This window comes from Agromyces sp. ISL-38 (assembly GCF_018613935.1).
Lineage (GTDB): Bacteria > Actinomycetota > Actinomycetes > Actinomycetales > Microbacteriaceae > Agromyces.
The window spans coordinates 426,528-450,655 of the sequence record NZ_JAGGPF010000010.1 but is presented as its reverse complement, the minus strand read 5'-3'; the positions used below and the strand labels follow the sequence as shown (position 1 = coordinate 450,655).

Annotated in this window: 21 protein-coding genes; 5 read left to right on the top strand and 16 right to left on the bottom strand. The window is 69.0% G+C overall.

All coding sequences use genetic code 11. The features are described from left to right. Window positions 1-59 precede the first annotated feature (59 nt). Together J7E25_RS12360 and J7E25_RS12355 are read right to left on the bottom strand one after the other, a co-directional pair. The gene (locus J7E25_RS12360) at window positions 60-1,391 is read right to left on the bottom strand and encodes an ABC transporter substrate-binding protein (RefSeq protein ID WP_251039003.1); all 1,332 of its coding nucleotides are present in this window, start codon (window positions 1,389-1,391) and stop codon (window positions 60-62) included. Window positions 1,392-1,428: 37 nt separating this feature from the next. After that, window positions 1,429-2,751 (bottom strand): cellulase-like family protein, encoded by a 1,323-nt coding sequence (locus J7E25_RS12355; RefSeq protein WP_214870421.1) that lies wholly within the window; start codon window positions 2,749-2,751, stop codon window positions 1,429-1,431. 114 nt (window positions 2,752-2,865) lie between these two features. Between J7E25_RS12355 and J7E25_RS12350 the strand changes: the two genes are divergently transcribed. Further along, on the top strand, window positions 2,866-3,744 hold the full coding sequence (locus J7E25_RS12350; protein WP_214870420.1) for an AraC family transcriptional regulator: 879 nt from the start codon (window positions 2,866-2,868) through the stop codon (window positions 3,742-3,744). A 55-nt stretch (window positions 3,745-3,799) separates the two neighbouring features. Here J7E25_RS12350 and nusB read toward each other — a convergent pair whose 3' ends face one another. The 3 genes from nusB to J7E25_RS12335 form a co-directional block, all read right to left on the bottom strand. Further along, window positions 3,800-4,213, bottom strand: a complete 414-nt coding sequence (gene nusB / locus J7E25_RS12345; protein WP_214870419.1) for a transcription antitermination factor NusB — start codon at window positions 4,211-4,213, stop codon at window positions 3,800-3,802. After that, a complete protein-coding gene (efp, locus tag J7E25_RS12340; RefSeq protein WP_129521070.1) occupies window positions 4,213-4,776 on the bottom strand; it encodes an elongation factor P in 564 nt (187 codons plus the stop codon). The genes nusB and efp overlap by 1 nt, the downstream gene beginning before the upstream one ends. Before the next feature lie 138 nt (window positions 4,777-4,914). Then, the gene (locus tag J7E25_RS12335) at window positions 4,915-5,355 is read right to left on the bottom strand and encodes a type II 3-dehydroquinate dehydratase (RefSeq protein ID WP_129521071.1); all 441 of its coding nucleotides are present in this window, start codon (window positions 5,353-5,355) and stop codon (window positions 4,915-4,917) included. Between the two features lie 144 nt (window positions 5,356-5,499). Between J7E25_RS12335 and J7E25_RS12330 the strand changes: the two genes are divergently transcribed. Further along, window positions 5,500-7,752, top strand: a complete 2,253-nt coding sequence (locus tag J7E25_RS12330; RefSeq protein WP_214870418.1) for an esterase-like activity of phytase family protein — start codon at window positions 5,500-5,502, stop codon at window positions 7,750-7,752. Window positions 7,753-7,810: 58 nt separating this feature from the next. Here the strand turns inward: J7E25_RS12330 and aroB are convergent, their stop codons facing one another. The 10 genes from aroB to J7E25_RS12280 all read right to left on the bottom strand — a co-directional run bounded on the left by aroB (window position 7,811) and on the right by J7E25_RS12280 (window position 18,816). After that, window positions 7,811-8,896: a 3-dehydroquinate synthase gene (aroB, locus tag J7E25_RS12325; RefSeq protein WP_251039002.1), complete on the bottom strand. Its 1,086-nt coding sequence runs from the start codon at window positions 8,894-8,896 to the stop codon at window positions 7,811-7,813. Then, the gene (locus J7E25_RS12320; RefSeq protein WP_308164539.1) at window positions 8,893-9,411 is read right to left on the bottom strand and encodes a shikimate kinase; all 519 of its coding nucleotides are present in this window, start codon (window positions 9,409-9,411) and stop codon (window positions 8,893-8,895) included. The genes aroB and J7E25_RS12320 overlap by 4 nt, the downstream gene beginning before the upstream one ends. Further along, window positions 9,404-10,624, bottom strand: a complete 1,221-nt coding sequence (aroC, locus tag J7E25_RS12315; RefSeq protein ID WP_214870417.1) for a chorismate synthase — start codon at window positions 10,622-10,624, stop codon at window positions 9,404-9,406. The genes J7E25_RS12320 and aroC overlap by 8 nt, the downstream gene beginning before the upstream one ends. A 24-nt stretch (window positions 10,625-10,648) precedes the next feature. Next, window positions 10,649-11,467: a shikimate dehydrogenase gene (locus J7E25_RS12310; RefSeq protein WP_214870416.1), complete on the bottom strand. Its 819-nt coding sequence runs from the start codon at window positions 11,465-11,467 to the stop codon at window positions 10,649-10,651. 3 nt (window positions 11,468-11,470) lie between these two features. Beyond that, entirely contained in the window at window positions 11,471-13,012 is a 1,542-nt protein-coding gene (gene mltG, locus J7E25_RS12305; protein ID WP_214870415.1) for an endolytic transglycosylase MltG, read from the bottom strand. A gap of 47 nt (window positions 13,013-13,059) precedes the next feature. Beyond that, window positions 13,060-13,536, bottom strand: coding sequence for a Holliday junction resolvase RuvX (ruvX, locus tag J7E25_RS12300; protein ID WP_214870414.1), 477 nt, complete (start codon window positions 13,534-13,536; stop codon window positions 13,060-13,062). Between the two features lie 5 nt (window positions 13,537-13,541). Next, window positions 13,542-16,199 carry an alanine--tRNA ligase gene (alaS, locus tag J7E25_RS12295; protein WP_214870413.1) on the bottom strand — a complete coding sequence of 886 codons (2,658 nt, stop codon included), beginning with the start codon at window positions 16,197-16,199 and terminating at the stop codon, window positions 13,542-13,544. A 53-nt stretch (window positions 16,200-16,252) separates the two neighbouring features. Further along, window positions 16,253-16,456: a hypothetical protein gene (locus J7E25_RS12290; RefSeq protein WP_214870412.1), complete on the bottom strand. Its 204-nt coding sequence runs from the start codon at window positions 16,454-16,456 to the stop codon at window positions 16,253-16,255. Between the two features lie 140 nt (window positions 16,457-16,596). Then, the gene (gene rpsD / locus J7E25_RS12285; RefSeq protein ID WP_214870411.1) at window positions 16,597-17,220 is read right to left on the bottom strand and encodes a 30S ribosomal protein S4; all 624 of its coding nucleotides are present in this window, start codon (window positions 17,218-17,220) and stop codon (window positions 16,597-16,599) included. Window positions 17,221-17,427: 207 nt separating this feature from the next. Beyond that, window positions 17,428-18,816 (bottom strand): replication-associated recombination protein A, encoded by a 1,389-nt coding sequence (locus J7E25_RS12280; protein WP_214870410.1) that lies wholly within the window; start codon window positions 18,814-18,816, stop codon window positions 17,428-17,430. Window positions 18,817-18,966: 150 nt separating this feature from the next. Here J7E25_RS12280 and J7E25_RS12275 point away from each other — a divergent pair, with 150 nt between their 5' ends. The 3 genes from J7E25_RS12275 to J7E25_RS12265 all read left to right on the top strand — a co-directional run bounded on the left by J7E25_RS12275 (window position 18,967) and on the right by J7E25_RS12265 (window position 21,816). Then, entirely contained in the window at window positions 18,967-19,746 is a 780-nt protein-coding gene (locus J7E25_RS12275; protein WP_214870409.1) for a peptidylprolyl isomerase, read from the top strand. A gap of 87 nt (window positions 19,747-19,833) precedes the next feature. Beyond that, window positions 19,834-21,066 carry a DUF349 domain-containing protein gene (locus J7E25_RS12270; protein ID WP_214870408.1) on the top strand — a complete coding sequence of 411 codons (1,233 nt, stop codon included), beginning with the start codon at window positions 19,834-19,836 and terminating at the stop codon, window positions 21,064-21,066. Between the two features lie 165 nt (window positions 21,067-21,231). Next, window positions 21,232-21,816 carry a hypothetical protein gene (locus J7E25_RS12265; RefSeq protein WP_214870407.1) on the top strand — a complete coding sequence of 195 codons (585 nt, stop codon included), beginning with the start codon at window positions 21,232-21,234 and terminating at the stop codon, window positions 21,814-21,816. Here the strand turns inward: J7E25_RS12265 and J7E25_RS12260 are convergent. After that, window positions 21,795-24,053, bottom strand: coding sequence for a bifunctional (p)ppGpp synthetase/guanosine-3',5'-bis(diphosphate) 3'-pyrophosphohydrolase (locus J7E25_RS12260; RefSeq protein WP_214870406.1), 2,259 nt, complete (start codon window positions 24,051-24,053; stop codon window positions 21,795-21,797). The two genes, J7E25_RS12265 and J7E25_RS12260, sit on opposite strands and share 22 nt — an antisense overlap. Window positions 24,054-24,128 lie beyond the last annotated feature (75 nt).

The window sequence follows — 24,128 nt, the reverse complement described above, 5'->3', positions numbered from 1 at the left end:
CCGTTCGGGCGGGGAAGCGGTCTCGACGACCAGGGTTTCGGGACCCATCGGTGCGATGGTCACCCGTTGAACACCTGCTCAGCCGCGGCCTGCCACTCGGTGAGGATGGAGTCGACGTCGGCGGGGTTCGCGAGGAACTTCGTGAGCGCCGTGTCGGCCGTCGTCTGAAGCGCGTCGGACGAGTCACGGTTGAAGAACTGCGTGATCTGGTCGGTCTCGCTGAGCATCTTGAGTCCCTTCTGCACGAGCGGCGAGAAGCCGGAGGTGTCGACGTCGGGCGAGGTCGGCAGGTTTGACGACTGCGCCTCCTCGATGAACGCCTGCTGCGACTCCGCGCCGGCGAGGTATGCCAGGAACTCCTTCGTCGCCTCGGGATTGCTCGTCTTCGCGCTCGCGAAGTAGCCGTCCGTCGGCGCCTCTTCGGCGGTCGGGATGGAGGGGTCGATGACGGGCACCGAGAAGAAGTCGAGGTCGTCGGGATCGGAGTCGACCAGGTTCTGGCTGATGAACGCTCCTGTGAGGTACATCCCGTTCTTCTTCTGCACGAGCGGGGTCACCGCGTCCTGCCACGCGTAGGAGGTCATGTTGGGGTCGAAGAACGGCACGATGTCGGCGTAGTACCGCATGGTGTTCTTGACCTCCGTGCTGTCGAACGACGCCTCGCCGGAGAGCAGCTGCTTGTGGAAGTCGGCGCCGTTCACGCGCAGGTTGAGGATGTCGAACCATCCCGACGCCATCCACGGCGTCGAGCCGATGCCGTTCGAGAGCGGGTTGATGCCGTTCGACTTGAGCGTCTCGCACAGGGTGATGAACTCGTCCCAGGTCGTCGGCTCGGAGACGCCCCACTCCTGGAAGGCGGACTTCAGGTGGAAGACGCCCCACCAGTAGTAGTTCGTCGGCAGGAAGATCTGCCGACCGTCGTCATCGGACGAGAGATCGCGCAGCGCGGGCGAGTAGCTCGCGGCGGCACCGTCGCCCTCCCACATGTCCGAGAGGTCGAGGAGGAACCCTTTGCTCGCATAGTCGCGTGCGACGGAGCCCGCGTACCAGGTGAGCACGTCGGGCGGGTTGCTCGAGCTGAGGTAGGTCGACAGCTGCGCACGGAACTGCTCGATCGCGACGGTGTTGAGGGTGACGTCGCCGCCGCCGTACGCCTTGACGATCTGCTCGAGAGCCGCCTTGGGCGCGGGGTCCGAGAGGGATGACTGCAGCACCAGGCCGGTCTGGGATGCGCCGCCACCGCCGCCGCCCGCCATGCACGAGGTGAGGAAGGCGAGCACTCCGGCTCCAGCGGTGCCGGCGAGCAGCCCGCGGCGGGTCAGCGACGCCTCCGCGAGCGAGCCGAACGGGCCGAGCGAGCTGGGGGTTGGGATTCGGTTGTCAGTGGCCAAGGGGTCCTCCTCGATGAGGTGCGGGGTGCGGGTGCGATCACTGGTGCAGGGGTGGAACGGATGGTGCGGTGAAGAGGGCGTTGCACTCGCGCTGGAGCGCGACATCCGCCCACATCGGATGGTGCGGTGCGGCATTGGAGCACACGATCGTGCCCCAAGCGCCGACGCGGCGGGACTCGCGCACGGCGCGACGGCAGAACTCGGCTCCGACCGGGCCCTCCTCGAAGTCGCCGTGCAACGGGGTGTAGCCGATCCAGCCCTCGCCGAAGACGACGGGGATGCCGCGGGCGAGGGCGTGATCGGCCGCGACGGCGACCCAGTCGCCGAGCGTGCGGTCCATCTCGGTGCGGTGCGACTCGTACCGCTCGTAGAGGAATCGGTCGAAGGCGTCGGGATCGACCCAGTCGTGGAAGAAGATCTCAGGTTTGCCGACGATGGTCGCCTCGAGCTTCCACGATGAGTCGGGTGGGAGCGTCCATTCTGTTGCCGCCGGCGCGCCCTCGCGCAACAGCCCGAAGGCGTCGACCTGCTCGCGCGGGAAGTCCTCGAGAGGCCCGCGCAGGTCGAAGGCGGCAGTCGTCTCGCCGAGCACGCCGTAGATGTACGGATGCGCCACGAGCACGTCGATGTTGTCGGGGATGCCGCGCATGGCGCCGACCGGCACGTGCGCGTAGTTGACCGTGACCGGGCGGTCGGGGTGCCGATCGTGGAACCGGTCGAGCGCGGCGGTGAGGGACGGCTTCAGCTCGAGGATGGCGGCGTCGCCGTCATCCTCTCCCCACGCCGCCTCCAGGCCGTCGACGAGGTGCGTGAACTGCACCTCGTTGTGCAGCTCCGTGAACGCGACGCGGTGGTCGAGCCCAGCCATCGCGAGGAAGTCGACGAGGTCGGCCATCGCGTCGGCGAGCCGCAGCGGCCGCTCGCTCGGCGGCACCGCCATGAGTGCGTCGAACCAGTCCCGCTCGACGGCGAACGACGACGACTGCTGGTACTCCCACGATGAGAGCACCACGACGAGACCGTGCGCGTCGAGCGCACGGAACAGTGCGAGGAGGTGCTCGCGCGCGTCGATCACCGTGGCGGCGCCGACATCGTACCAACGCACGCGCTGGGCGTACTCGCCGCCGAGCCGGTCGAGGCGCAGCGCGCTCGTGTCGAGCCCCGAGCCGAAGAGCAGGAACGGCATCGCGCAGATGCGCACCGCGTTGTAGCCGCGCTCGACCGCCTCCGCGACGGCGCGGTCGAGATCCTCGAACGGTTCACCGGATCCGGTGCGCACGTACCAGGAGAAATCCCACAGGCTGATCGTCAGCTTGTCAGGCAGATGGGCCGGGATGGGGACCGGTCGGTAGCCGTTCACAGTTCGAACTCGTCCTCGAGCATATGGTCATGCTAGGGAGCCGCTTGCGGCGCCTGAATGCGCGATCCAACGGTTCTGCTGGACGATTCGCCGATTCCGGGTAACCTAGTCGCCATGCTCGTCCCCGACGGATTCCCGGGCCAGCGACTCCGTGTTCTGCCGCAGCCGCTGATCAAGGCCGCGCTGAAAGACCCGCTCACGGGTCGCCTGCTCGTGACCGATGCTGGACACTTCCCGCATGCGAACTCGCACGGCCGCTCCCGGCCGGATGGGATCCGGCAGGCCATCCTCATCCTCTGCACCGCGGGCGCGGGGTGGCTCACGATGAACGGAGCGGACCACACGATCTCAGCCGGCGAGGCGGTGCTCATCCCGCCCGACGTGCCGCACCGGTACGGCGCCGACCAGCACGATCCGTGGTCGATCTGGTGGCTGCACGCTGAGGGCGTCGACGTGCCGACGCTCGTCGACGCGGTGCTCGGCACCGACCGGCAACCCGTCATCCCCGTGCGCGACATGTTCGGCGCGGTCGCGCTCGCCCGGCAGGTGGTGTCGGAGGTCGAGCGTGACGAGACCCGAGCGAGTCTCTACGCGGCGGTCGGCCCCGCGTGGAATCTCTTCGCGCAACTCGCCGCCGACCGGCTGCGGGGCCGGGCGGGGTCGGTCGACCGAATCCACCTCGTGCAAGACCATTTGCGCGCCCACCTCGCCGAGCCGACGAGCGTGCCCGCGCTCGCCCGCCTGGCCGGCATGAGCACCTCGCATTTCGCCGCCCTCTTCAAGGCCTCCGCCGGCACGGGGGTCGTCGAGTACGTCAAGCGGCTGCGCATCGCGCGCACCCGCGAGCTGCTCATCACGACGGACGCCCTGGTCGCCGAGATCGCCTCCGCCGTCGGCTACAGCGACGCGTTCTACTTCTCGCGCCAGTTCAGGTCGGTCAACGGCATGAGCCCGACCGAGTACCGCACGCGGTCGCGCCGCGAACTGATCTGAGGCACGCGACATGCTCCGCGGTCTGAGGCGCGAGCCGAGCTCTTTCGGAGACGACCTATCCTTTCGAGTGCGAGATCGCCGCGAGCAGGCCGTTCACGAATCCGGCTGAGTCGTCGGTCGAGAGCACGGTTGCGGCTTCCACGGCCTCGGAGATCGCGACGGGGTCGGGCACCGCGTCGTTGTAGAGGATCTCCCAGACCCCGATGCGCAGGAGCGCCCGGTCGACCGCCGGCATCCGGTCGAGGGTCCACCCGCGCGAGTGGGTCTCGATGAGCTCGTCGATCTCGGCGCGGTGGTCGACGATGCCGTCGACGATCTCGCGCGCGTAGAGCCACGATGCTGCCCGCTCGGGCTCGCTGACGGCCTTCTCCGCTTCGACGACGAGCATCTGCTCGACCGGCACCTGCCGCATGTCGGCCGAGTACAGCATGTCGAGCGCGCGCTTGCGCGCCTTGGTGCGAGCGCTCACTAGTCGTTCACGCGGCCGAGGTAGTCGCCCGTTCGAGTGTCGACCTTGACCTTGGTGCCGGTCTCGAGGAAGAGCGGAACCTGAATCTCGTAGCCGGTCTCGACGGTCGCCGGCTTCGTGCCGCCCGTGGAGCGATCGCCCTGCAGGCCGGGCTCGGTGTAGGTGATCTCGAGCACGACGGATGCCGGGAGCTCGACGTAGAGCGGATTGCCGTTGTTCAGGGCGATCGTGACGGACTGGTTCTCGAGCATGAAGTTCGCGGCATCGCCGACGACGGTGGCGGGCACCGTGAGCTGGTCGTAGTCGCTCGCGTCCATGAACACGAAGGCTTCGCCGTCGTTGTAGAGGTAGGTGAAGTCGCGACGGTCGACGTTCTCGACGTCGATCTTCGTGCCCGCGTTGTACGTGCGGTCGACGGTCTTGCCCGAGACCACGTTCTTCAGCTTCGTCCGGACGAACGCACCGCCCTTGCCGGGCTTGACGTGCTGGAACTCGATGACGCTCCAGAGCTGGCCGTCGATGTTCAGGACGACGCCGTTCTTGATGTCAGCGGTGCTTGCCATGCGAATGTGATCCGTTCAGTTGCGAAGTTGCTCGGCCGGAGTCGGCCGGAACACAGAGTTCAGTCGGTCGAGTGTAGTCGCTGCCGTCGGACGGCGCCAATGCAGGGCACCCGGTCACGCGCGCCGCAGCATCGCGGCTCACGCGTGCCGCAGGATCCAATCGACGGCGAGCCGGTAGGAGTCGGATCCGAAGCCCGCGATGACGCCCGTCGCGACCCCCGAGATGACGCTCGTGTGTCGGAAGGTCTCGCGCGTGTGCGGGTTCGAGAGGTGCACCTCGACGAGCGGCACGCCCGCTTGCCTGAGCTGCGCGGCGGCATCCCGGAGCGCGTAGCTGTAATGAGTGAAGGCCGCCGGATTCAGCACGACCGGCACTCGCTCGTCGACCGCATGGTGGATCCAGGCGATGAGCTCGGCCTCGTCGTCGGTCTGCCTGAGGTCGATCGACACACCGTCGGGCACGGATGCCGCGAGCGACGCCTCGATGTCGGCGAGCGTCTCGCTGCCGTACACCTCGGGCTCGCGCGTGCCGAGCCGGCCGAGGTTCGGTCCGTTGAGGACGAGGATCGTGGAAGTCACGCGGCAAGCCTATCCATCCGGTGAACGGGAGGGTGACGGGGGTTGCACGTCACCCGGCGAACGCGACTCCTGTTCACCCATTCGTCGACATCGGGATCGTCGGCGGCCACTCCAACGTGCGCTCCGCCCGATTGTGTTGCGTGCATGCCACATCGCACAGCTCGCGCGCAGACGCGCCTCCTCGCCCTGGCCGCGGCGGCCGCCACCGCGGCCGTCATCCTCATCCCCTCTCCCGCGAACGCTGCCGGCAACGGCGAGCCGCAGGGCCCGACCGCCAAGACGGTGGAGCCGACCCTCGTCGCCCGCGCGACGCTGTCGGCGGACCACCTCGAAGCAGGGCCGGCGTCCGGCGCGCTCGCGTCGCCGGCGAATGGCCGCACCGGCCCCTTCGCCGGGCAGGTCGTCCCGGGCTTCTCCGCGGCGATCGACAACGGCGACGGCTCGTTCTGGGCGCAGCCCGACAACGGCTTCGGTTCGAAGGCGAACTCGGCCGACTTCCTGTTGCGCAGCTATCTCGTGCGGCCCGCGTGGGAGACCGCCGACGGCGGCCATGGCGAGATCGCGATCGAGCGCTTCATCTCCTACAACGACGCGAACCACGTGCTCGACTTCCCCATCGTGAACGAGTCGACGCCCGAGCGTCTGCTCACTGGGGCGGACTTCGACATCGAGTCGCTCGTGCAGGCGAAGGACGGCTCATTCTGGGTTGGCGAGGAGTTCGGGCCGTTCCTGCTGCACTTCGGTGCCGACGGCACCCTCCTCCAGAAGCCGGTCCCGCTGCCGGGCGGCGCCAAGTCGCCGCAGAACCCGTATCTCGCGTCCGGTGAAACGCCACGGGTGCGAGCGAGCCGCGGGTTCGAAGCACTCGCGGCATCCGGGAGCGGTCGATACCTCTATCCCATCCTTGAGGGCGCGTACACCGACGACCCCGACCTGCGGCGACGCGAGATCCTCGAGTTCGACACGACCACCGGCGCCTACACCGGCCGCACCCGGAACTACCAGACGGACCAGGACGCGAACGTCGTCGGCGACGCGTTCATGGTGCGGGGCGACGTGCTGCTCCTCGTCGAGCGCGACGATTTCGAGGGTGACCAGGCGGTCACCAAGCGCGTCTACGAGATCGACCTGTCCCGCACCGATCACGAGGGCTACGTCGAGAAGTCGCTCGTGCTCGACGCCCTGCGCATCGCCAACCCCGACCTCATCGGCGCGGGCGACGGCTACGGCACGGGCGAGGTGTTCTCCCTGCCGGTGCAGTCGTTCGAGACGGTCGTGCGGTTGCGCGACGGGCGCCTCCTCATCGGCAACGACAACAACTATCCGGGCAATGACGCGCGTATCACGGGTACTCCCGACGACACCGAATTCGACCTCATCGATCTCGAGAAGGAGCGGGTCCCATCGTCGGACATCACGATCGTGAGCCACCGCGGCGCGAGCGGGTACCGCCCTGAGCACACACTCGCCGCGTACGAGACGGCGATCGCGCAGTGCGCGGACTTCATCGAGCCCGACGTGGTCGCGACGAAGGACGGCGTCCTCGTCGCCCGCCACGAGAACGAGATCAGCGGCACGACGGATGTCGCGTCCCGCACGGAGTTCGCCGCCCGCAAGACGACGAAGACGATCGACGGCGCTTCGGTGACCGGCTGGTTCACCGAGGACTTCACGCTCGCCGAGCTGAAGACCCTCCGCGCGATCGAGCGGCTCCCCCAGGTGCGCCCGCAGAACACCGCGTTCAACGGGCTCTACCAGGTGCCGACGCTCGACGAGGTTATCGACCTCGCGCGACACTCCGTGAGCTGCCAGGGTGAGCCGATCGGGGTCTACCCCGAGACGAAGCATGCGACCTACTTCGACTCCATCGGCCTCTCGCTGGAGGAGCCGCTCGTCGCCCAGCTCGCGGCGAACGGTGTCGACGACGCCGACGCTCCGGTCATCGTGCAGAGCTTCGAGGTCGCGAACCTCAAGGAGCTCGACGGCCTGACGGAAGTCGCCCTCGCCCAGCTCATCAGCTCGAGCGGCCGGCCGTACGACTTCACCGTCGCCGGCGATGTGCGAACGTACGCCGATCTCGTGACCCCTGCCGGCCTGGCTGAGATCGCGGGCTACGCCGACGGCATCGGCATCGAGAAGAGCGTCGCGATCCCCCGCACGGCGGATGGCACGCTCGGCACGCCGACCCCGGTCATCGGCGACGCGCATCGCGCGGGGCTCGACGTGCACGGCTGGACCTTCCGCCGCGAGAACGCCTTCCTCCCCGCCGAATTCCGCTCGAGCGCCGACCCGGCCGGCATCGGCGACCTCGCCGGCGAGATCCGGGTCTTCGTGGAGGCCGGCCTCGACGGAGTGTTCAGCGACAATCCCGACGTCGCGGTCGCCGCGATCGACTGAGCACCGCGTCTCGGAGCGAGGGTGGGTGATGCCGTGGCATCCCCACCCTCGCTGCTCGTCAGGAGCCGATCTCCTGGTACGCGGCGAAGAGCAGCGACTGGTCGGGAGCGTGCAGCACCGTGGGCCGCGCGATGTCGTCGAGCACGATGAACCGCAGCGCTCCCCCGCGAGCCTTCTTGTCGCGCTGCATGGTGGCGAGCAGCGTGTTCCACCGGCCCGCCGGATACGTCGTCGGCAGGCTCAGCAGTTCGAGCACGCGGCGATGCCGATCGACGACCTCGTCGGAGAGGCGTCCGCTCAGCCGGCCGAGCTCGGCGGCGAACATCATGCCGACCGCGACCGCCGCGCCGTGGCGCCACTGGTAGCGCTCGGCGTGCTCGATCGCGTGCCCGAGCGTGTGGCCGTAGTTCAGGATCTCGCGCAGGCCCTGCTCGGTGAAGTCCTCGCTCACGACCTCGGCCTTCATGCGGATGGCCAGTTCGACGACGCGACGGAACTCGGGAGCGGCCGGGTCGGTCGCGGCTTCGGGGTCGGCCTCGATCACGTCGAGGATCTCGGGGTAGCGGATGAACCCCGCCTTCACGATCTCGGCGAATCCGGCGAGGATCTCATTCCTCGGGAGCGTGTCGAGGAGGTCGAAGTCGCAGAGCACCGCCGCGGGCGCGTGGAACACGCCCACGAGGTTCTTGCCCTCGTTCGTGTTGATGCCGGTCTTGCCGCCGACCGAGGCGTCGACCATGCCGAGCACGGTCGTGGGCACCTGGACGATCCGCACGCCGCGGAGCCACGTGGCGGCGACGAAGCCCGCGAGATCGGTGATCGCGCCGCCGCCGAGCCCGATGACGGCGTCGCTGCGCGTGAAGTCGGCCTGGCCGAGCACCTGCCAGCAGAACGCGGCGACCTCGACGCGCTTGGCCGCCTCGGCGTCGGGCACTTCGGCGAGCAGCACCTCGTACTTTCCCTGCAGCTCCTCGCGCAGGGCCGCGGCGCGAGCGCCGAGGGTCGACGGATGCACCACCAGCACCTTCTTCGGTGCCGTGCCGAGCACCTCGGGGAGCTCGGCGCGGACCCCTCGCCCGATCACGACGTCGTAGCCGTCTTCGCCTCCGACGTGGATGGTCGTTCGCGATTCGCTCGCCATCATCGTGCTCCTTCGAACCACTCGGTGATCTCGTCGACGATCCGCGCGACCGAGCGACGCGAGGTGTCGATGCGCAGGTCGGCGAGCGCCTCGTACACGGGCCGGCGCGACTCGAGGATCGCCTTCCATGCTCCGATGCCGCCTTCGGCGATGAGCGGTCGGGTGCTGCCCGAGAGCCTCGGTGCCACCGCCTCGGGCGAGACCTGCAGCCACACGACCGGCAGGTCTTCGAGGTCGGCCTGCGTCTCGGGGTGCAGCACGGCGCCCCCGCCGAGCGAGATCACGGACTCCTCCCGCAGCGCGTCGGCGACGATCTCGCGCTCGATGATGCGGAAGTACTCCTCGCCCTCGCGAGCGAAGATCTCGTCGATCGGACCGTAGCGCTCGGTGATCCGGGCGTCGGTGTCGATGAAGGGGGCGTCGACGGCAGTGGCGAGCCGTTGCCCCACGCGCGACTTGCCGGCGCCCATCGGGCCGATGAGCACGATCGGCAGGCCCGGGCGGCGCCCGTCAGGCACGATCGGCCGCGGCGGTCGCCGAGGCGCCCGCAGTGCGGAGCGTCTCTGGGATCGCCGCGAGATAGGCCTCGAGGTTGCGACGCGTCTCCACCACGGAGTCGCCGCCGAACTTCTCGATCATCGCGTTCGCGAGGGTCAGGGCAACCATGGCCTCGGCCACGACCCCGGCCGCGGGCACCGCGACGACATCGGAGCGCTGGTGATGTGCGACAGCGGGCTCGCCCGTGGCCACATCGATCGTCGGCAGCGCGTGCGGAACGGTCGCGATGGGCTTCATTCCGGCTCGCACCCGCAGCACGGTGCCGGTGCTCATGCCGCCCTCCGTGCCTCCGGCACGGTCGCTGCCGCGCAGGATGCGGCCGTCGCCCTGGTGGAGCTCGTCGTGGGCCACCGAGCCGCGACGCGTCGTGGTGAGGAATCCGTCGCCGACCTCGACGCCCTTGATCGCCTGGATGCCCATGAGGGCCGCGGCGAGTTGCGCGTCGAGCCGACGGTCCCAGTGCACGTAGGAACCCAGCCCCGGAGGCACGCCGTAGGCGAGCACCTCGACGACGCCGCCGAGGGTGTCGCCGTCTTTGTGGGCCGCATCGACCTCGGCGACCATCGCCGCGGAGGTCTCGGGGTCGAAGCACCGCAGCGGGTCGGCGTCGAGCCGGTCGACATCGTCGGGCAGCGGCAGCGGCCGACCCTCGGGAACCCGCACGGGGCCGATCGCGATCGTGTGCGCCACGAGGCGAACGCCGAGCTCGGCGAGGAAGGATCGTGCGACGGCGCCGAGCGCGACGCGGGCGGCCGTCTCGCGTGCGCTGGCGCGCTCGAGCACGGGCCGCGCCTCATCGAAGCCGTACTTCTGCATGCCGACGAGATCGGCATGCCCGGGCCGTGGACGGGTGAGCGGGGCGCCGCGGCCGCGGCCGAGCGTTTCGGGATCGACCGGCTCGGGACTCATCACCTCGGACCACTTGGGCCACTCGGTGTTGCCGATGCGCAACGCGACGGGGCTGCCGAGGCTGAGTCCGTGGCGCACTCCGCCCGAGATGGAGAGCTCGTCCTGCTCGAACTTCATGCGCGCGCCCCGGCCGTAGCCGAGCTTGCGGCGCGCGAGGTCGGCGCGGATGTCGTCGAGCGAGACGGGGATACCGGCGGGAAGACCCTCGAGGATCGCGACGAGCTCAGGGCCGTGCGACTCTCCGGCAGTGAGCCAACGGAGCATGTCCTCTATCCTTCCACAGGCGCGCTACAGCGATTCGCGCATGACGGCGAGCACGGCGTCTTCGTCGGGCAACGGCGCGAGCGGGTCGCCGTGCACGAAGATCCGCACCTGGATGAGCGCCTGGTGCAGCAGCATCCCGAGTCCGTGGACGACGGTGCCGCCCGCTCCGATCCAGCCGGCGGCGAGCGGCGACGGCCACGGGTCGTATGCGACGTCGAGCAGTGCTGCGCTCTGCACGAGGGTGTCGGATGCCGCGACGCCGAGGTCCGTGCCGCCGGGAACGGTGCTCACGACGAGCTCCGCCTCGCGCGCCCGCGCGAGCTCGCCGATGCGTGCCTCGTCGACGACGAGGCCGAGCCGCGAGCCGAGCGCGATCAGCTCTGCGGCTGCACCCGGCCGGCGCACGAGCACCTGCACGTGCGCGGCCCCCAGTTCGGCCATGGCGACGAGTGCGGACGCAGCGGTGGCGCCGCCGCCGATCACGACCCCGTGATGAACTCGGGTGACGCCCGCCTCGCCGAGCGCGCGCACGATGCCCGCGACGTCGGTGTTGAAGCCGCGCCTGATTCCGGCCTCGAAGAGCACGGTGTTCGCCGCGCCGGCGAGCACCGCGAGCTCTTCGACGTCGTCGAGGAGCGGCAGCACGTCCTGCTTGAGCGGCATCGTGAGCGAGAGTCCGCGCCACGAGTCATCCAGCCCCTCGACGAACGCGGCGAGGCCGTCACCGCGCATCTCGATCGCGGTGTACTCCCAGTCGAGGCCGAGCAGCCGGTAGGCGGCGCGGTGCAGTCCTGGGCTCTTCGAGTGGGCGATCGGCGAACCGAGCACCGCGAGTCGGCGCATCGGTCAGTTCCCGTACTCGGGGTGCTCGTCGAGCCAGGCGCGGAACCGCACGACGGCGGCCTCATGCTCCTCGATCGTCGACGAGAACACCGTCTCCCCGCTATCGAGGTCGACCGTCACGAAGTACAGCCAGGGTCCCGCGGCGGGGTGGATCGCCGCGTCGATCGCGAGGTCGCCGGGGTTGCCGATCGGCCCCGGCGGGAGACCCGGATGCACATAGGTGTTGTAGGGATTCCCCGGGTCGGCGCGCTGGGCATCCGTCGTCGTGACGACGGAGTCATCGCCGATGCCGTAGTGCACGGTGGAGTCGAACTGCAGGAGGCCGCTCTCGAAGAGCTCGGGGTTCAGCCGGTTCTCGATGACGCGCGACACCTTGTAGTAGTCGTCGCGGAGCCCTGCCTCACGCTCGATGAGCGAGGCCTTCACAACGGTGCGCCACCGATCCTCGGGTGCCACGCCCGCGGCATCGAGCGCCTGGAATGAGCGATCGACGAGCATCTTCACGAGGTCGGAGGCCGTCATGCCCGGAGCGACGGTGTACGTGGCGGGAAACAGGAATCCCTCGACGCTCGTCGCCTCGGGAGGCAGGCCGAGTGCTGGCAGGTCGGCGGCCGCGGCCTGCAGCTCCTCGATCGGGATCTCGGAGACGGTGGCCGCTTCGGCGAGGGCGTTGCTCGCCCACATGCCCTCCTGGATGACGAAGGTGTTCTCGAGCTTCTTCGTCGGGTCGAGGAGCGCGTCCAGCGCCGACTGGGCACTCATCTTCTCGGCCAACTGGTAGGCACCGGGATGGAACTCGGGGTCGGGCGTCTGCTCGAGCAGCAGGTCGTAGAAGGCGTCGTAGGAGGCGGTGACTCCCTCGTCGACGAGGTTCTCGGCGATATCGGCGCCGGTGTCACCGTCGTGGATCATGAAGACCACCTCGCCGGTGCCGGCTCCCGTGTAGTCCTCGGCGGGCGTGAATCGCTCGATGAGCATGTTGATCGGACCCCGCAGCACGAAGAACGCGCCCACGACGAGTGCGGCGACGACGAGGAGTCCGACGAGGCACCCCCAGGGTCCCTTCCTGCGCGGCTTCTCGTCGTCGTGGTACCCCCCGTGCTTGAGGGCGCGCCGCTCCGCACGGCTCAATCGATGCGAAAAGGACTCGTCGTCATCGGGGTCGCCTGACCACGGCTGTGGCTCCTCGCTCCATGGCAGACGAATGTCCTCCTCATGCTGCTGCGGCTGCGAGTCGGGGGCATCGAGCTGCCACTGGAACGGGGCCTCGTGCGCGGTCTGATCCGGCGGGACGCCCTGCTGGCCGGCCAGCCACTGCGGAGCGGCCTGCTGCTCAGCCGGCCATTGTGGCGTACGTCGGTCATCGGACTGCGTGTGGGACGCCTGTTGACGCTCGGCGGCCTCTTGTGCCATCCGTTGCTCGGTCGGGTAGTGCGCATGCGGCGGCGTTGCGGACGACCGTACGGCTTCCTTCTCCCGCTCCTGCTCCTGCTCCTGCAGCGCGGCCCTGCGCTGCTCGGCCTCGCGGGCCTCGCGACGGGTCATCGGGGGGCGATCGGATCCGCCGGCCGGCGAGCCAGGAGGGAGCTGGGTCACAGGGGGGACGACCCTTCGTCTGTCGTGAGCATCCGGCCGGGCTCCCGGCCCGACGCCCGCTCCGTGTCGATGGCGTGTTGCAGAATGATAACCGCAGCAACTTGGTCGATAACTGGACGTTGGGAGCGACTCGACCGCCCCGAAGCCCGAAGCGCCTGCTGGGCACTCACTGTGGAGAGCCGTTCGTCGACGAGTCGCACGGATACACCGGCCCCGGCCAGACGCTCGGCGAAGGCGACCGCATCGTCGGTCGATGCGGTCGCTCCACCCGACAATGAGAGCGGATGCCCCACCACGAGTTCGAACGCGCCGAATTCCTCCGCGAGCTCGAGCACGCGGCGGATGTCGGCGTCGCCATCGGGCGCGCGCGGAACCGTCTCCACAGGCACGGCGAGGAGCGCCCCGGCATCGCAACGTGCGACGCCGATGCGCGCTCGCCCCACATCGATGCCGAGCCGCACGCCCAGTCGCATAGTGCCTACCGGCCGAGCTCTCGTCGTGCGGCGTCGAGTGCTGCGGGGATCGCGGAGACGTCGTTGCCGCCGCCCTGTGCGAGGTCGGGCTTGCCGCCGCCGCCGCCGCCGAGCACCGCGGCCATCGCCTTCGCGAGCGCACCGGCGTTCGCGCCGGCGTCTCGAGCGGTGGGTGACGTCGCCACGATCGCGAGGGGCTTGCCGCCCACCTCGCCGGCGAGTGCCACGACGGATGCCGCGGCGCCGAGCTGGGCTCGCACGGAGAGGGCCAGGGAACGAAGCTCGTCACCTGAGCCGAGCTTCCCGACCGACTCCGCCACGAGGAGCACGTCGCCGGTGCGCACGGTCTTCGCCGCGAGTGCAGGCACGCGGTCGTTCAGCGCCTTCGACTCGAAGGCCTGGATGCGCTTCTCGGCGGCCTTCAGGTTCGTGACGAGCTCGCCGACGCGATCGACAAGTTGCTCGGGCCGGGTCTTCAGGGTCGTGGTGAGCTCGGAGACGAGCGCTCGCTCGGCGGCGAACCGGCGGAACGCCTCGAGCCCGACGAGCGATTCGACACGACGATTCGAGGCGCCGACGGATGACTCGCCGACGATGTTGATCATGCCGATCTCGGCACTCGTCGACACATGCGTGCCGGCGCACAGCTCTCGCGACCACGGGCCGCCGATGTCGACGACGCGCACGACGTCGCCGTACTTCTCGCCGAAGAGCGCCATCGCGCCGAGGGACCTCGCCTCGTCGAGCGGCATCTCCCGGGTGCGGACCTCGAGGTTGTCGCGGATCGCGGCGTTGGAGATCTCCTCGATCTCGCTGCGGGTCTCAGACGAGAGCGCCGAGTTCCAGCCGTAGTCGAGTCGCAGGTAGCCCGCCTTGTTGAACGAGCCCGACTGGTGCGCGTTCGGTCCGAGCACCTGGCGAAGGGCCGCGTGCACGATGTGGGTGCCGGAGTGCGCCTGGGTGGCGCCACGCCGGTACTGCTCATCGACGAGGGTCGTCGCGGGCACCCCGACGCCGACCTCACCGTGGCTGACCTTCACCGTGTGGCTGATGAGGCCCTTGATCGGCTTCTGCACGTCGAGCACCTCGAGCTCGAAGCCGTCGCCCACGATGCGGCCCTGATCGGGCGCCTGACCGCCGGACTCGGCATAGAGGGAGGTCTCGGCGAGGATCACCTCGGCGGTCTGCCCCGTGCTCGCACGAGAGACGGGCCGGCCGTCGACGAGGAGCCCGAGCACGTTCGACTGGGTGGTCAGGTCGGTGTATCCGGTGAAGATCGTCTCGCCCTTGGCCCGGAAGTCCGCGTACACCGAGAGGTCGGCGAGCACCTTCTTCTTCGACTTCGCGTCGGCCTTCGCACGGCTCCGCTGCTCGTTCATGAGCGAGTCGAACGCCCCGCGATCGACCGCGAGGCCGGCTTCCTCGGCCATCTCGAGCGTCAGCTCGATCGGGAATCCGTAGGTGTCGTGCAGGAGGAACGCGGTGTCGCCCGCGAGTTCCGCACTCCCCGCCCGCTTCGTCTTCTCGACGGCGAGATCGAGGATGCCCGTGCCCGCGGTGAGCGTGCGGAGGAACGTCTCCTCTTCGCCGAGCGCCAGCTGCTCGATGTGCGTGTAGTCGGTCGCGACCTCGGGATAGGCCGCCTTCATCGCGTCGCGCGATGCCGCGAACAGCTCGCGGAACGTCGGACCCTCCACGCCGAGCAGGCGCATGGCACGGATGCTGCGACGCAGGAGCCTGCGGAGGATGTAGCCGCGCCCCTCGTTCGACGGGCTCACGCCATCGCTCATGAGCATGAGCGCGGACCGGATGTGGTCGGCGATGATGCGCATGCGCACGTCGTCGTCGTGATCGGCTCCGTACCGACGACCGGAGAGCTCCGCCGCGCGATCGAGCACGGGGCGCACCTGGTCGATCTCGTACATGTTCTCGACGCCCTGCTTGATGAACGCCACGCGCTCGAGACCCATGCCGGTGTCGATGTTCTTCTTGGGCAGCTCCCTCACGATGCGGAAGTCGGTCTTCGACTTCACGTCGTCGATGAGGTACTGCATGAACACGAGGTTCCAGATCTCGACGTAGCGGTCGTCATCGGTGGCAGGGCCGCCGTCGGCACCATAGGCCGGGCCGCGATCGAAGAAGATCTCCGAACACGGGCCGGCGGGGCCGGGCTGGCCGGTGTGCCAGTAGTTCGTGTCCTTGTCGAGGCGCTGGATGCGCTCTTCGGGCAGCCCCGCGATCTGCTTCCAGAGCTCGATCGCCTCGTCATCGTCTTTGTAGACGGTGACCCAGAGATCGTTCGGGTCGAACCCGTATCCGCCGTCGGCCTCGGGAGTGGTGAGGAGCTCCCATGCCATGCCGATGGCGCCTTCTTTGAAGTAGTCGCCGAAGGAGAAGTTGCCGCTCATCTGGAAGAACGTGCCGTGTCGCGGGGTCTTGCCGACTTCCTCGATGTCGTTCGTGCGGATGCACTTCTGCACGCTCGTGGCGCGCGGGTACGGCGCGGGAACGAGTCCCGTGAGGTACGGCACGAACGGCACCATTCCGGCGACCGTGAACAGCAGCGTCGGGTCGTCGGAGACGAGCGAGGCCGAGGGCACGACGGCGTGTCCGCGCTCGGCGAAGAAGTCCAGCCAACGCTGGCGGATGTCGGCAGTCTGCATGGTTCCGTTCTGGATCACGCCCGGGTCATCCGGGCCTCAACGTGGTCGGGCGCTCAGCGACCCGGCGCCGCGTCGCCCGATTCAGCGCGCAGCTCGGCGTCGCGGGCGTGGTAGCCCTCGGCGATGGCGTTGCCGAATGCCCGGGCCTTCGCGTCGATGGAGGAGAAGAAGTCCTGACCCTGTTTGGTCTGGTTCATCTGGTGCGCGACGACGAAGCCGGCTGCCACGCCGGCGGTGAACCACAGAATGCTCTTCACGGAATGCTCCCTGCTCGATCTCTCGCCGATGCGGTGGGCTCGGCACGCCTCGAACCAGTCTAGTGGCGCGCAATGCCGTCGCCGAAGACGGAACAGGGGCCGCGGGGAAACCCCGCGACCCCTGTTCTGATGCCGTTGCGTCAGCGAGCGGCGTAGTACTCGACGACGAGCTGCACGTCACACGTGACGGGGACCTCGGCGCGCTTCGGGCGACGCAGGAGGCGGGCCTGGAGCTTGTCGAGCTCGACCTCGAGGTAACCGGGGGTCCTCGGGAGCAGGTCGACGTGACCGCCGGCGGCCGCGACCTGGAAGGGCTCGGTGCCCTCGCTGCGTGCCTTGACGTGTACGAGCTGGCCCGGCTTCACGCGGAACGAGGGACGGTCGACGAGCTGCCCGTCGACGAGGATGTGGCGGTGCACCACGAACTGGCGAGCCTGCGTGATGGTGCGGGCGAAGCCGGCGCGAAGCACGAGCGCGTCGAGGCGCATCTCGAGCAGCTCGACGAGGTTCTCACCCGTCAGGCCGTCGGTGCGGCGGGCCTCGTTGAACGCGATGCGGAGCTGCTTCTCGCGGATGCCGTACTGGGCGCGAAGGCGCTGCTTCTCGCGCAGACGCACGGCGTAGTCGGAGTCGGTCTTGCGCTTGGTGCGGCCGTGCTCACCGGGAGCGTAAGGACGCTTCTCCATGTAGCGGGCGGCCTTCGGGGTCAGGGCGACGCCGAGCGCGCGGGAGAGGCGGGTCTTGCTGCGTGACTGGTTCGACACGAATGTCCTTTCGGAAGAATCTCAAACGGTGTGTTCCAGGCGCGCTGGGCGCCGGAAGTCTTGTCAGAGGGGTTCGCCACGGGCAGACCGGCTACAGGTCTCGCCCCTTCACCGTGGAAACCGCGCAGCCGCACGCGAGAATCAGGCTTCAGGCCAACGGATATGCTATCACGCCGAAGGCCCGATGCCCACGCCCCGCCGAGCGCATCAGCGTTCGCCGCCCACGATGCGCCTGATCTTCGCGAGGCGGGCCGAGACGTCACGTTCGTTGCCGTGCTCGGTCGGCTCGTAGTACACCGCGCCGCGGAGCGAGTCGGGCAGGTACTCCTGCGCAACGACGCCGATGGCGTCGTCGTGAGGATACCGATAGCCCTTGCCGTGCCCGAGCCGCTTGGCGCCGGGATAGTGCGCGTCACGGAGGTGCTTTGGCACCCGCCCCGCCTTGCCCTCGCGCACGTCGGCGATCGCTCGGTCGATGCCCAGGTACGCGGCGTTCGACTTCGGCGCCGTCGCCAGGTGCACGACCGCCTGCGCGAGGGGGATGCGCCCCTCGGGCATGCCGATGTACTGCACGGCATCGGCCGCGGCGACCGCCACGCCGAGCGCACTCGGATCGGCGAGGCCGATGTCTTCGGAGGCGAGCACGATGATGCGTCGCGCGATGAACCGCGGATCTTCGCCCGCCTCGATCATGCGGGCGAGGTAGTGCAGGGACGCATCGACATCGCTCCCCCGCACCGACTTGATGAACGCGCTGATCACGTCGTAGTGCTCGTCGCCGTTGCGGTCGTAGCGGAGCAGCGCGCGGTCGACGGCACGCGCCACGATGTCGGCGGTGATCACGGGCTTCGCGGGCGCTGCGGCATCCGTCTCGGTGCCGTCGGATGCCGCCGATTCGGCTTCGGCCGTCGGGGCGGACTGCGAGGCCGCCACGGACGCCGCCTCGAGGGCCGTGAGCGCCCGGCGGGCGTCGCCCGAGGCGAGCCGGATGATCGCAGCGCGTGCCTCGGCCTCGAGCTCGACCTTGCCCGCGAGCCCGCGCGGATCTACCACCGCCCGGTCGACGAGCATGCCGAGGTCGTCGTCGGTGAGGAGTTCGAGCGTGAGCAGGAGCGAACGCGACAGGAGCGGCGAGATGACCGAGAACGATGGATTCTCGGTGGTCGCCGCGACGAGGATGACCCAGCCGTTCTCGACGCCCGGCAGCAGGGCGTCTTGCTGGGCCTTCGTGAAGCGGTGGATCTCGTCGAGGAAGAGCACTGTCGAGAGCCCGTAGAGATCGCGGCTCGCCCGCGCCTCCTCCATCACCTGGCGGACGTCGCGCACTCCGGCGCTGACAGCCGAGAGCTCGACGAACTTGCGGCCCGACGAGCGCGCGATCGCCTGCGCGAGCGTGGTCTTGCCGGTGCCGGGCGGCCCCCAGAGGATGACGGAGACCGAGCCCGACTCGCCCGAGCGGTCGCTGGCGAGTGCCACGAGCGGTGAACCAGGAGTGAGAAGGTGTCGCTGGCCGGCGACCTCGTCGAGGCTCGTCGGCCGCATGCGCACCGCGAGGGGGGTAGCGCCGGAGCGCAGGCCCGGGCCAGAGTCCACCATGCTTCTCAGCGTAGTCGCGGCATCCGACATGGAACCCGCGTGCAGGAGCGCCGAACCGGCGATGTCCCAGGGCGGGGACGGGGCGGCGATTGGTGCGCACACCGGGGCTTGCGTAGAGTCGGCACGCAGGAGTCCCGAGAAGGAGCATGCGTGGCATCGAACGACCGACAGGCGCGTGAAGAACGAGTGCGCCTGCGCACCTACCAGGCCCGGCAGGAAGTGCACGTCCGAAAGCAGCGCCGCCGCACTCGCGACAACGTCATCGCGAGTCTCGCGCTCGTCGTTGTGCTCGCCCTCGCGACGGGCGCGCAGCTGTTCTACTTCAGCGGCGGACCGGGCACGCCCGAGCCGGTGGCATCCGAGACGCCCACGCCGTCCGCGCCTCCCGGCGAGAACCAGGGCGATGTGCCCTCCGCCGACATCGCCGAGGGCCGTGCCTGGACCGGCACGCTCACGCTCAACGGCATCCCCCTCGGGGTCGAGCTCGACGGTGCCGCCGCGCCGCAGGCCGCCTCGAGCGAGATCAGCCTGATCCAGGCCGGCTTCTACAACGGACTCGGCTGCCATCGCCTCACGAAGGACAACATCTGGGTGCTCCAGTGCGGTGACCCGGTCGGCGACGGCTCTGGTGGTCCCGGCTACAGCTACGGCCCGGTCGAGAACGCGCCGGCCGACAACCAGTACCCCGCCGGCACGATCGCGATGGCCCGCCAGCAGCAGAACGCCTACAGCCAGGGCAGCCAGTTCTTCATCGTCTACGAGGACACGACGCTCTCGCCCGACGAGGCTGGCGGCTACACCGTCGTCGGTCACGTCACGAGCGGGCTCGATGCGCTTCGCGCGGGAGTGACCGACGCCGGCACGGCCGACGGCCAGAGCGACGGCGCCCCCGCGGTGCCCGTCACGATCAGCGGGTTCACGATCGAGTGAGGCCCTCGCCGCCCGTGAGCGGTGCAATAGGCTTGATGCCGTCAACGCCGCCCCCGGGCGGCACCCGACTTACGACAAGGTGAGGCCGTGTCCGAATCAGAGCAGCAACCGTGGGGCCGCGTCGACGAGACGGGCACCGTCTTCGTGCGGACGAACGATGGCGAGCGTGCCGTCGGTCAGTATCCCGACGGCTCGGCTGAGGAGGCCATGGCGTACTTCGAGCGCAAGTACGCCGATCTCGCCGGGCAGGTGACCCTGCTCGAGCAGCGCGTTCGTAGGGGCGCTCCGGCCGCGGATGTCGCGAAGGCCGTGACGAAGCTCCGCGACTCGGTCGCCGGTGCCAATGCCGTCGGCGACCTCGAGGCACTCGCGCGCCGTCTCGAGGCGCTCTCGGGCACCGCTCAGGAGCTCACCGAGCAGCAGCAGGCGGAGGCGAAGGCCGCCGTGGCCGAGGCGATCGCCGAGCGTACCAGGGTCGTCGAGCAGGCCGAGGCGCTGGCCGCGCAGGATCCCGCCAAGACGCAGTGGAAGCAGGCGACCGCGGAGCTCGACGAGCTCTTCGCGACGTGGCAGAGGCAGCAGCAAGACGGTCCCCGCCTGCCCAAGAACGAGGCCAACGAACTCTGGAAGCGCTTCCGCACCGCACGATCGACGATCGAGCAGCACCGCAAGGCGTTCTTCGCCGAACTCGACGCCGCCCACCGCGACGTCCGTTCGCGCAAGCAGCAGCTCATCGAGCGGGCCGAGGCCCTCGCACCCCGCGGCGCCGACGGCGTCGCCGACTATCGCAGCCTGCTCGACGAGTGGAAGCTCGCCGGCCGCGCCGGCAAGAAGCTCGACGACACCCTGTGGGCGAAGTTCAAGGCAGCGGGCGACGTGCTCTTCCAGGCCAAGGCCGAGATCGACGCCCAAGAGGACGAGGCCTACCAGGCGAACCTCACCGAGAAGCTCGCGCTGCTCGACGAGGCCGAGAAGCTCCTCGCCGAGCGCGACCCGAAGCAGGCTCGTTCGTCGTTGAACCGCCTCCAGAGAGCGTGGGACGAGATCGGCAAGGTCCCCCGCGATCAGGTCCGCGTCGTCGAAGACCGTCTCCGCAAGGTCGAGACGCACGTGCGGTCGCTCGAAGACGAGCACTGGCAGCGCGAAGACCCTGAGAAGAAGGCTCGATCCGAGGGAATGCTCGGCCAGCTCCAAGACGCCATCGCCAAGCTCGAAGACGAACTCGCCACCGCGGAGGCATCGGGTGATACCAAGGCGGCGGCAAGCGCCCGCGAGGCGCTCGAGGCTCGTCGCACGTGGCTGAAGGCCGTCGGCGGCTGAATCGCAGGCGGACTCTTCACGTCCGACCTTCGTGCGCCGAGCGGCGCCCCCGCGGGCCGCTCGGCGCCGCTGACTCTGCCGCGGCGCCACGCCATGACTCGCGGTTGTCCACAGTTCCGGCTCGGCGGCATTCCACAGGCCCCCGAATGCCGCACGATGGGCTCCATGGCTCGACTTCCCATGGTGCTCGGCACCGATGATCTCCCCCTCGCCGAACTCTGCGCGGCCCGCATCGACGGCGAGCTCGTCGCGATCGACGACGGATGGAGCCCGATCGACGAGCCCGACCTTCCGGCGCTTCGCGCGGCCGTCGTGGCGCTTCGCGCACCCCGGGCGCTCGTGATCGAGCGATTGTCGGCCGCGTGGGTGTACGGGGGCCTGCACACTCCCCCGGCGATTGCGCAGTTCTGCGTTCCGCACCGGTCGAGGATCGCGGTCATCAGCGATCATCGGTCGATCGTCCGCGAGGTCACGATCAACGAGGCCGACATCGTCGACTTCGGTCCCTCCCGCTGCACGACCGTCGCTCGCACCGCATTCGACCTCTTGCGCGACGCTGCGCTCACCGACGACGCATCCGAATCCGTCGTCGCGACGCTCTTCGCCGACCGCCCCGGCCTTGCCGACGAGGTAGCGCTGCGGTTCGACGAGGCCCGACGGATGCCGCACAAGCTTCGCGCACTCGAGCGACTCGACCGCGCACGTCGCGCCGGGTCAGTGCGGCAGGCTCAGCCGTCGCTCACTCGATAGACGTCGTAGACCGCATCGATGCGGCGCACGGCGTTGAGCACGCGATCGAGGTGCGTCGTGTCGCCCATCTCGAAGACGAATCGGCTGAGAGCCAGGCGATCGGTCGAGGTGGAGACGTTGGCCGAGAGGATGTTGACGTGGTGCTCCGAGAGCACGCGCGTGACATCCGAGAGCAGTCCGGCACGATCGAGGGCCTCGATCTGGATGTGCACGAGGAAGATGCTCTTCGAGCTCGGCGCCCACTCCACGTCGATCATGCGCTCGGGCTCGCGCATCAGCGACTGCACGTTGTGGCAGTTCGCCTGGTGCACCGAGACGCCCGAGCCTCTCGTGATGAAGCCGACGATGGCGTCACCCGGAACCGGAGTGCAGCAACGCGCGAGCTTCACGAGGATGTCGGGAGCCCCGCGCACGAGCACACCCGAGTCGGAGCTGCGCGGCAGCGGCCGCGAGCGCACCGGGATCGGCAGGTCGGGCTCATCGCCTTCGTCGACGTCGCGCACGAGCGCGACGACCTTCTCGAGCACCGACTGGGTCGAGACGTGCCCCTCGCCGACTGCCGCATACAGCGACGAGACGTCGTCGTAGTGCAGCTGTGCCGCGACCTCGGCGAACGACTCCTGGCTCATGAGCTTCTGCAGCGGCAGGTTCTGCTTGCGCATCGCGCGCGCGATGGCATCGCGTCCCTGCTCGATCGCCTCGTCGCGGCGCTCCTTCGTGAACCACTGCCGGATCTTGTTCCGGGCACGCGGGCTCTTCACGAAGCCCAGCCAGTCCTTGCTGGGGCCCGAGTCGGGGTTCTTCGACGTGAACACCTCGACGACGTCACCGCTCGACAACTCGCTCTCGAGCGGCACGAGCCGGCCGTTGACCTTCGCGCCCATCGTGCGGTGACCGACCTCGGTGTGCACGGCGTAGGCGAAGTCGACGGGAGTGGCGCCCGCAGGAAGGCCGATCACGCGGCCCTTCGGCGTGAAGACGTAGACCTCCTTGGCACCGATCTCGAACCGCAGGGAGTCGAGGAACTCCCCGGGATCGGCGGTCTCGGCCTGCCAATCGGAGATATGCGCGAGCCAGGCCATGTCGGTCTCGCTCTGCTCGCCGGTCTGCTTGTCGGCGGTGCGGCCCGCGGCGAGCCGCTCCTTGTACTTCCAGTGCGCCGCGACGCCGAACTCGGCGCGCTGGTGCATGTCATGGGTACGGATCTGGATCTCGACCGCGCGGCCCTTCGGGCCGATGACCGTCGTGTGGAGCGACTGGTACAGGTTGAACTTCGGCGTGGCGATGTAGTCCTTGAAGCGGCCGGGCAGCGGGGTCCATCGTGCGTGGATGGCGCCGAGCACGGCATAACAGTCACGAACCGAATTCACGAGCACGCGGATACCGACGAGGTCGTAGATCTCGTCGAAGTCCCGGCCGCGCACGATCATCTTCTGGTAGATCGAGTAGTACTGCTTCGGGCGCCCGACGACCTTGCCACGGATCTTCGCGCTCTTCAGGTCGTCATTCACGAGATCGATGACGTTCTGAACGAACTCCTCGCGCTGCGGCGTGCGCTGCTTCACGAGGCTCTCGATCTCGGCGTAGAGCTTCGGGTAGAGCACCGCGAACGAGAGGTCTTCGAGCTCCAGCTTGATGGCCTGGATACCGAGCCGATGCGCGAGCGGCGCGTAGATCTCGAGCGTCTCGGTGGCCTTGCGCGCCGCGGACTCCGCCGGGACGAATCCCCAGGTGCGGGCGTTGTGCAGCCGGTCGGCGAGCTTGATGATGAGCACGCGAATGTCTTTTGACATCGCGACGATCATCTTGCGAACGGTCTCCGCCTGCGTGGAGTCGCCGTACTTGACCTTGTCGAGCTTCGTGACGCCGTCGACGAGCATCGCGATCTCGTCACCGAAGTCGGCGCGCACCTGATCGAGCGTGTAGGCCGTGTCTTCGACGGTGTCGTGCAGGAGGGCCGCGGCGATGGTCTTCGATCCGATGCCGAGGTCGGCGAGGATCTGCGCGACCGCGACCGGATGCGTGATGTAGGGCTCACCGCTCTTGCGCTTCTGCCCCTCGTGCGCGCGCTCCGCGACGGTGTATGCGCGCTCGACGAGCGAGATGTCGGCTTTCGGGTGATGCATCCGCACCGTGCGCAACAGCGTGTCGACTGCTCCGGAAGGCTGCGCCTTCGAGAAGATGCGCGGCACCAGACGGCGCAGCGATGCCGTCGAGTTGACCCCGGTCTCCGTCATCGCTCAGCACCTCCAGAACTCAATTATCGCCGTTCCGGAGAGCTGTCCCCGTCGGCAGGCTGACGCCTGGCGCGA

Excerpts from the sequence above, each read along its gene's own strand:
- J7E25_RS12265 (WP_214870407.1), top strand. The coding sequence starts at position 21,232 with ATGGCTCGACTTCCCATGGTGCTCGGCACCGATGATCTCCCCCTCGCC.
- efp (WP_129521070.1), bottom strand. The coding sequence starts at position 4,776 with ATGGCAAGCACCGCTGACATCAAGAACGGCGTCGTCCTGAACATCGAC.
- ruvX (WP_214870414.1), bottom strand. The coding sequence starts at position 13,536 with ATGCGACTGGGCGTGCGGCTCGGCATCGATGTGGGGCGAGCGCGCATC.
- mltG (WP_214870415.1), bottom strand. The coding sequence starts at position 13,012 with ATGACCCGTCGCGAGGCCCGCGAGGCCGAGCAGCGCAGGGCCGCGCTG.
- aroB (WP_251039002.1), bottom strand. The coding sequence starts at position 8,896 with ATGATGGCGAGCGAATCGCGAACGACCATCCACGTCGGAGGCGAAGAC.
- J7E25_RS12310 (WP_214870416.1), bottom strand. The coding sequence starts at position 11,467 with ATGCGCCGACTCGCGGTGCTCGGTTCGCCGATCGCCCACTCGAAGAGC.
- alaS (WP_214870413.1), bottom strand. The coding sequence starts at position 16,199 with ATGCAGACTGCCGACATCCGCCAGCGTTGGCTGGACTTCTTCGCCGAG.
- J7E25_RS12280 (WP_214870410.1), bottom strand. The coding sequence starts at position 18,816 with ATGGTGGACTCTGGCCCGGGCCTGCGCTCCGGCGCTACCCCCCTCGCG.
- J7E25_RS12350 (WP_214870420.1), top strand. The coding sequence starts at position 2,866 with ATGCTCGTCCCCGACGGATTCCCGGGCCAGCGACTCCGTGTTCTGCCG.
- J7E25_RS12330 (WP_214870418.1), top strand. The coding sequence starts at position 5,500 with ATGCCACATCGCACAGCTCGCGCGCAGACGCGCCTCCTCGCCCTGGCC.
- aroC (WP_214870417.1), bottom strand. The coding sequence starts at position 10,624 with ATGCTCCGTTGGCTCACTGCCGGAGAGTCGCACGGCCCTGAGCTCGTC.
- J7E25_RS12260 (WP_214870406.1), bottom strand. The coding sequence starts at position 24,053 with ATGACGGAGACCGGGGTCAACTCGACGGCATCGCTGCGCCGTCTGGTG.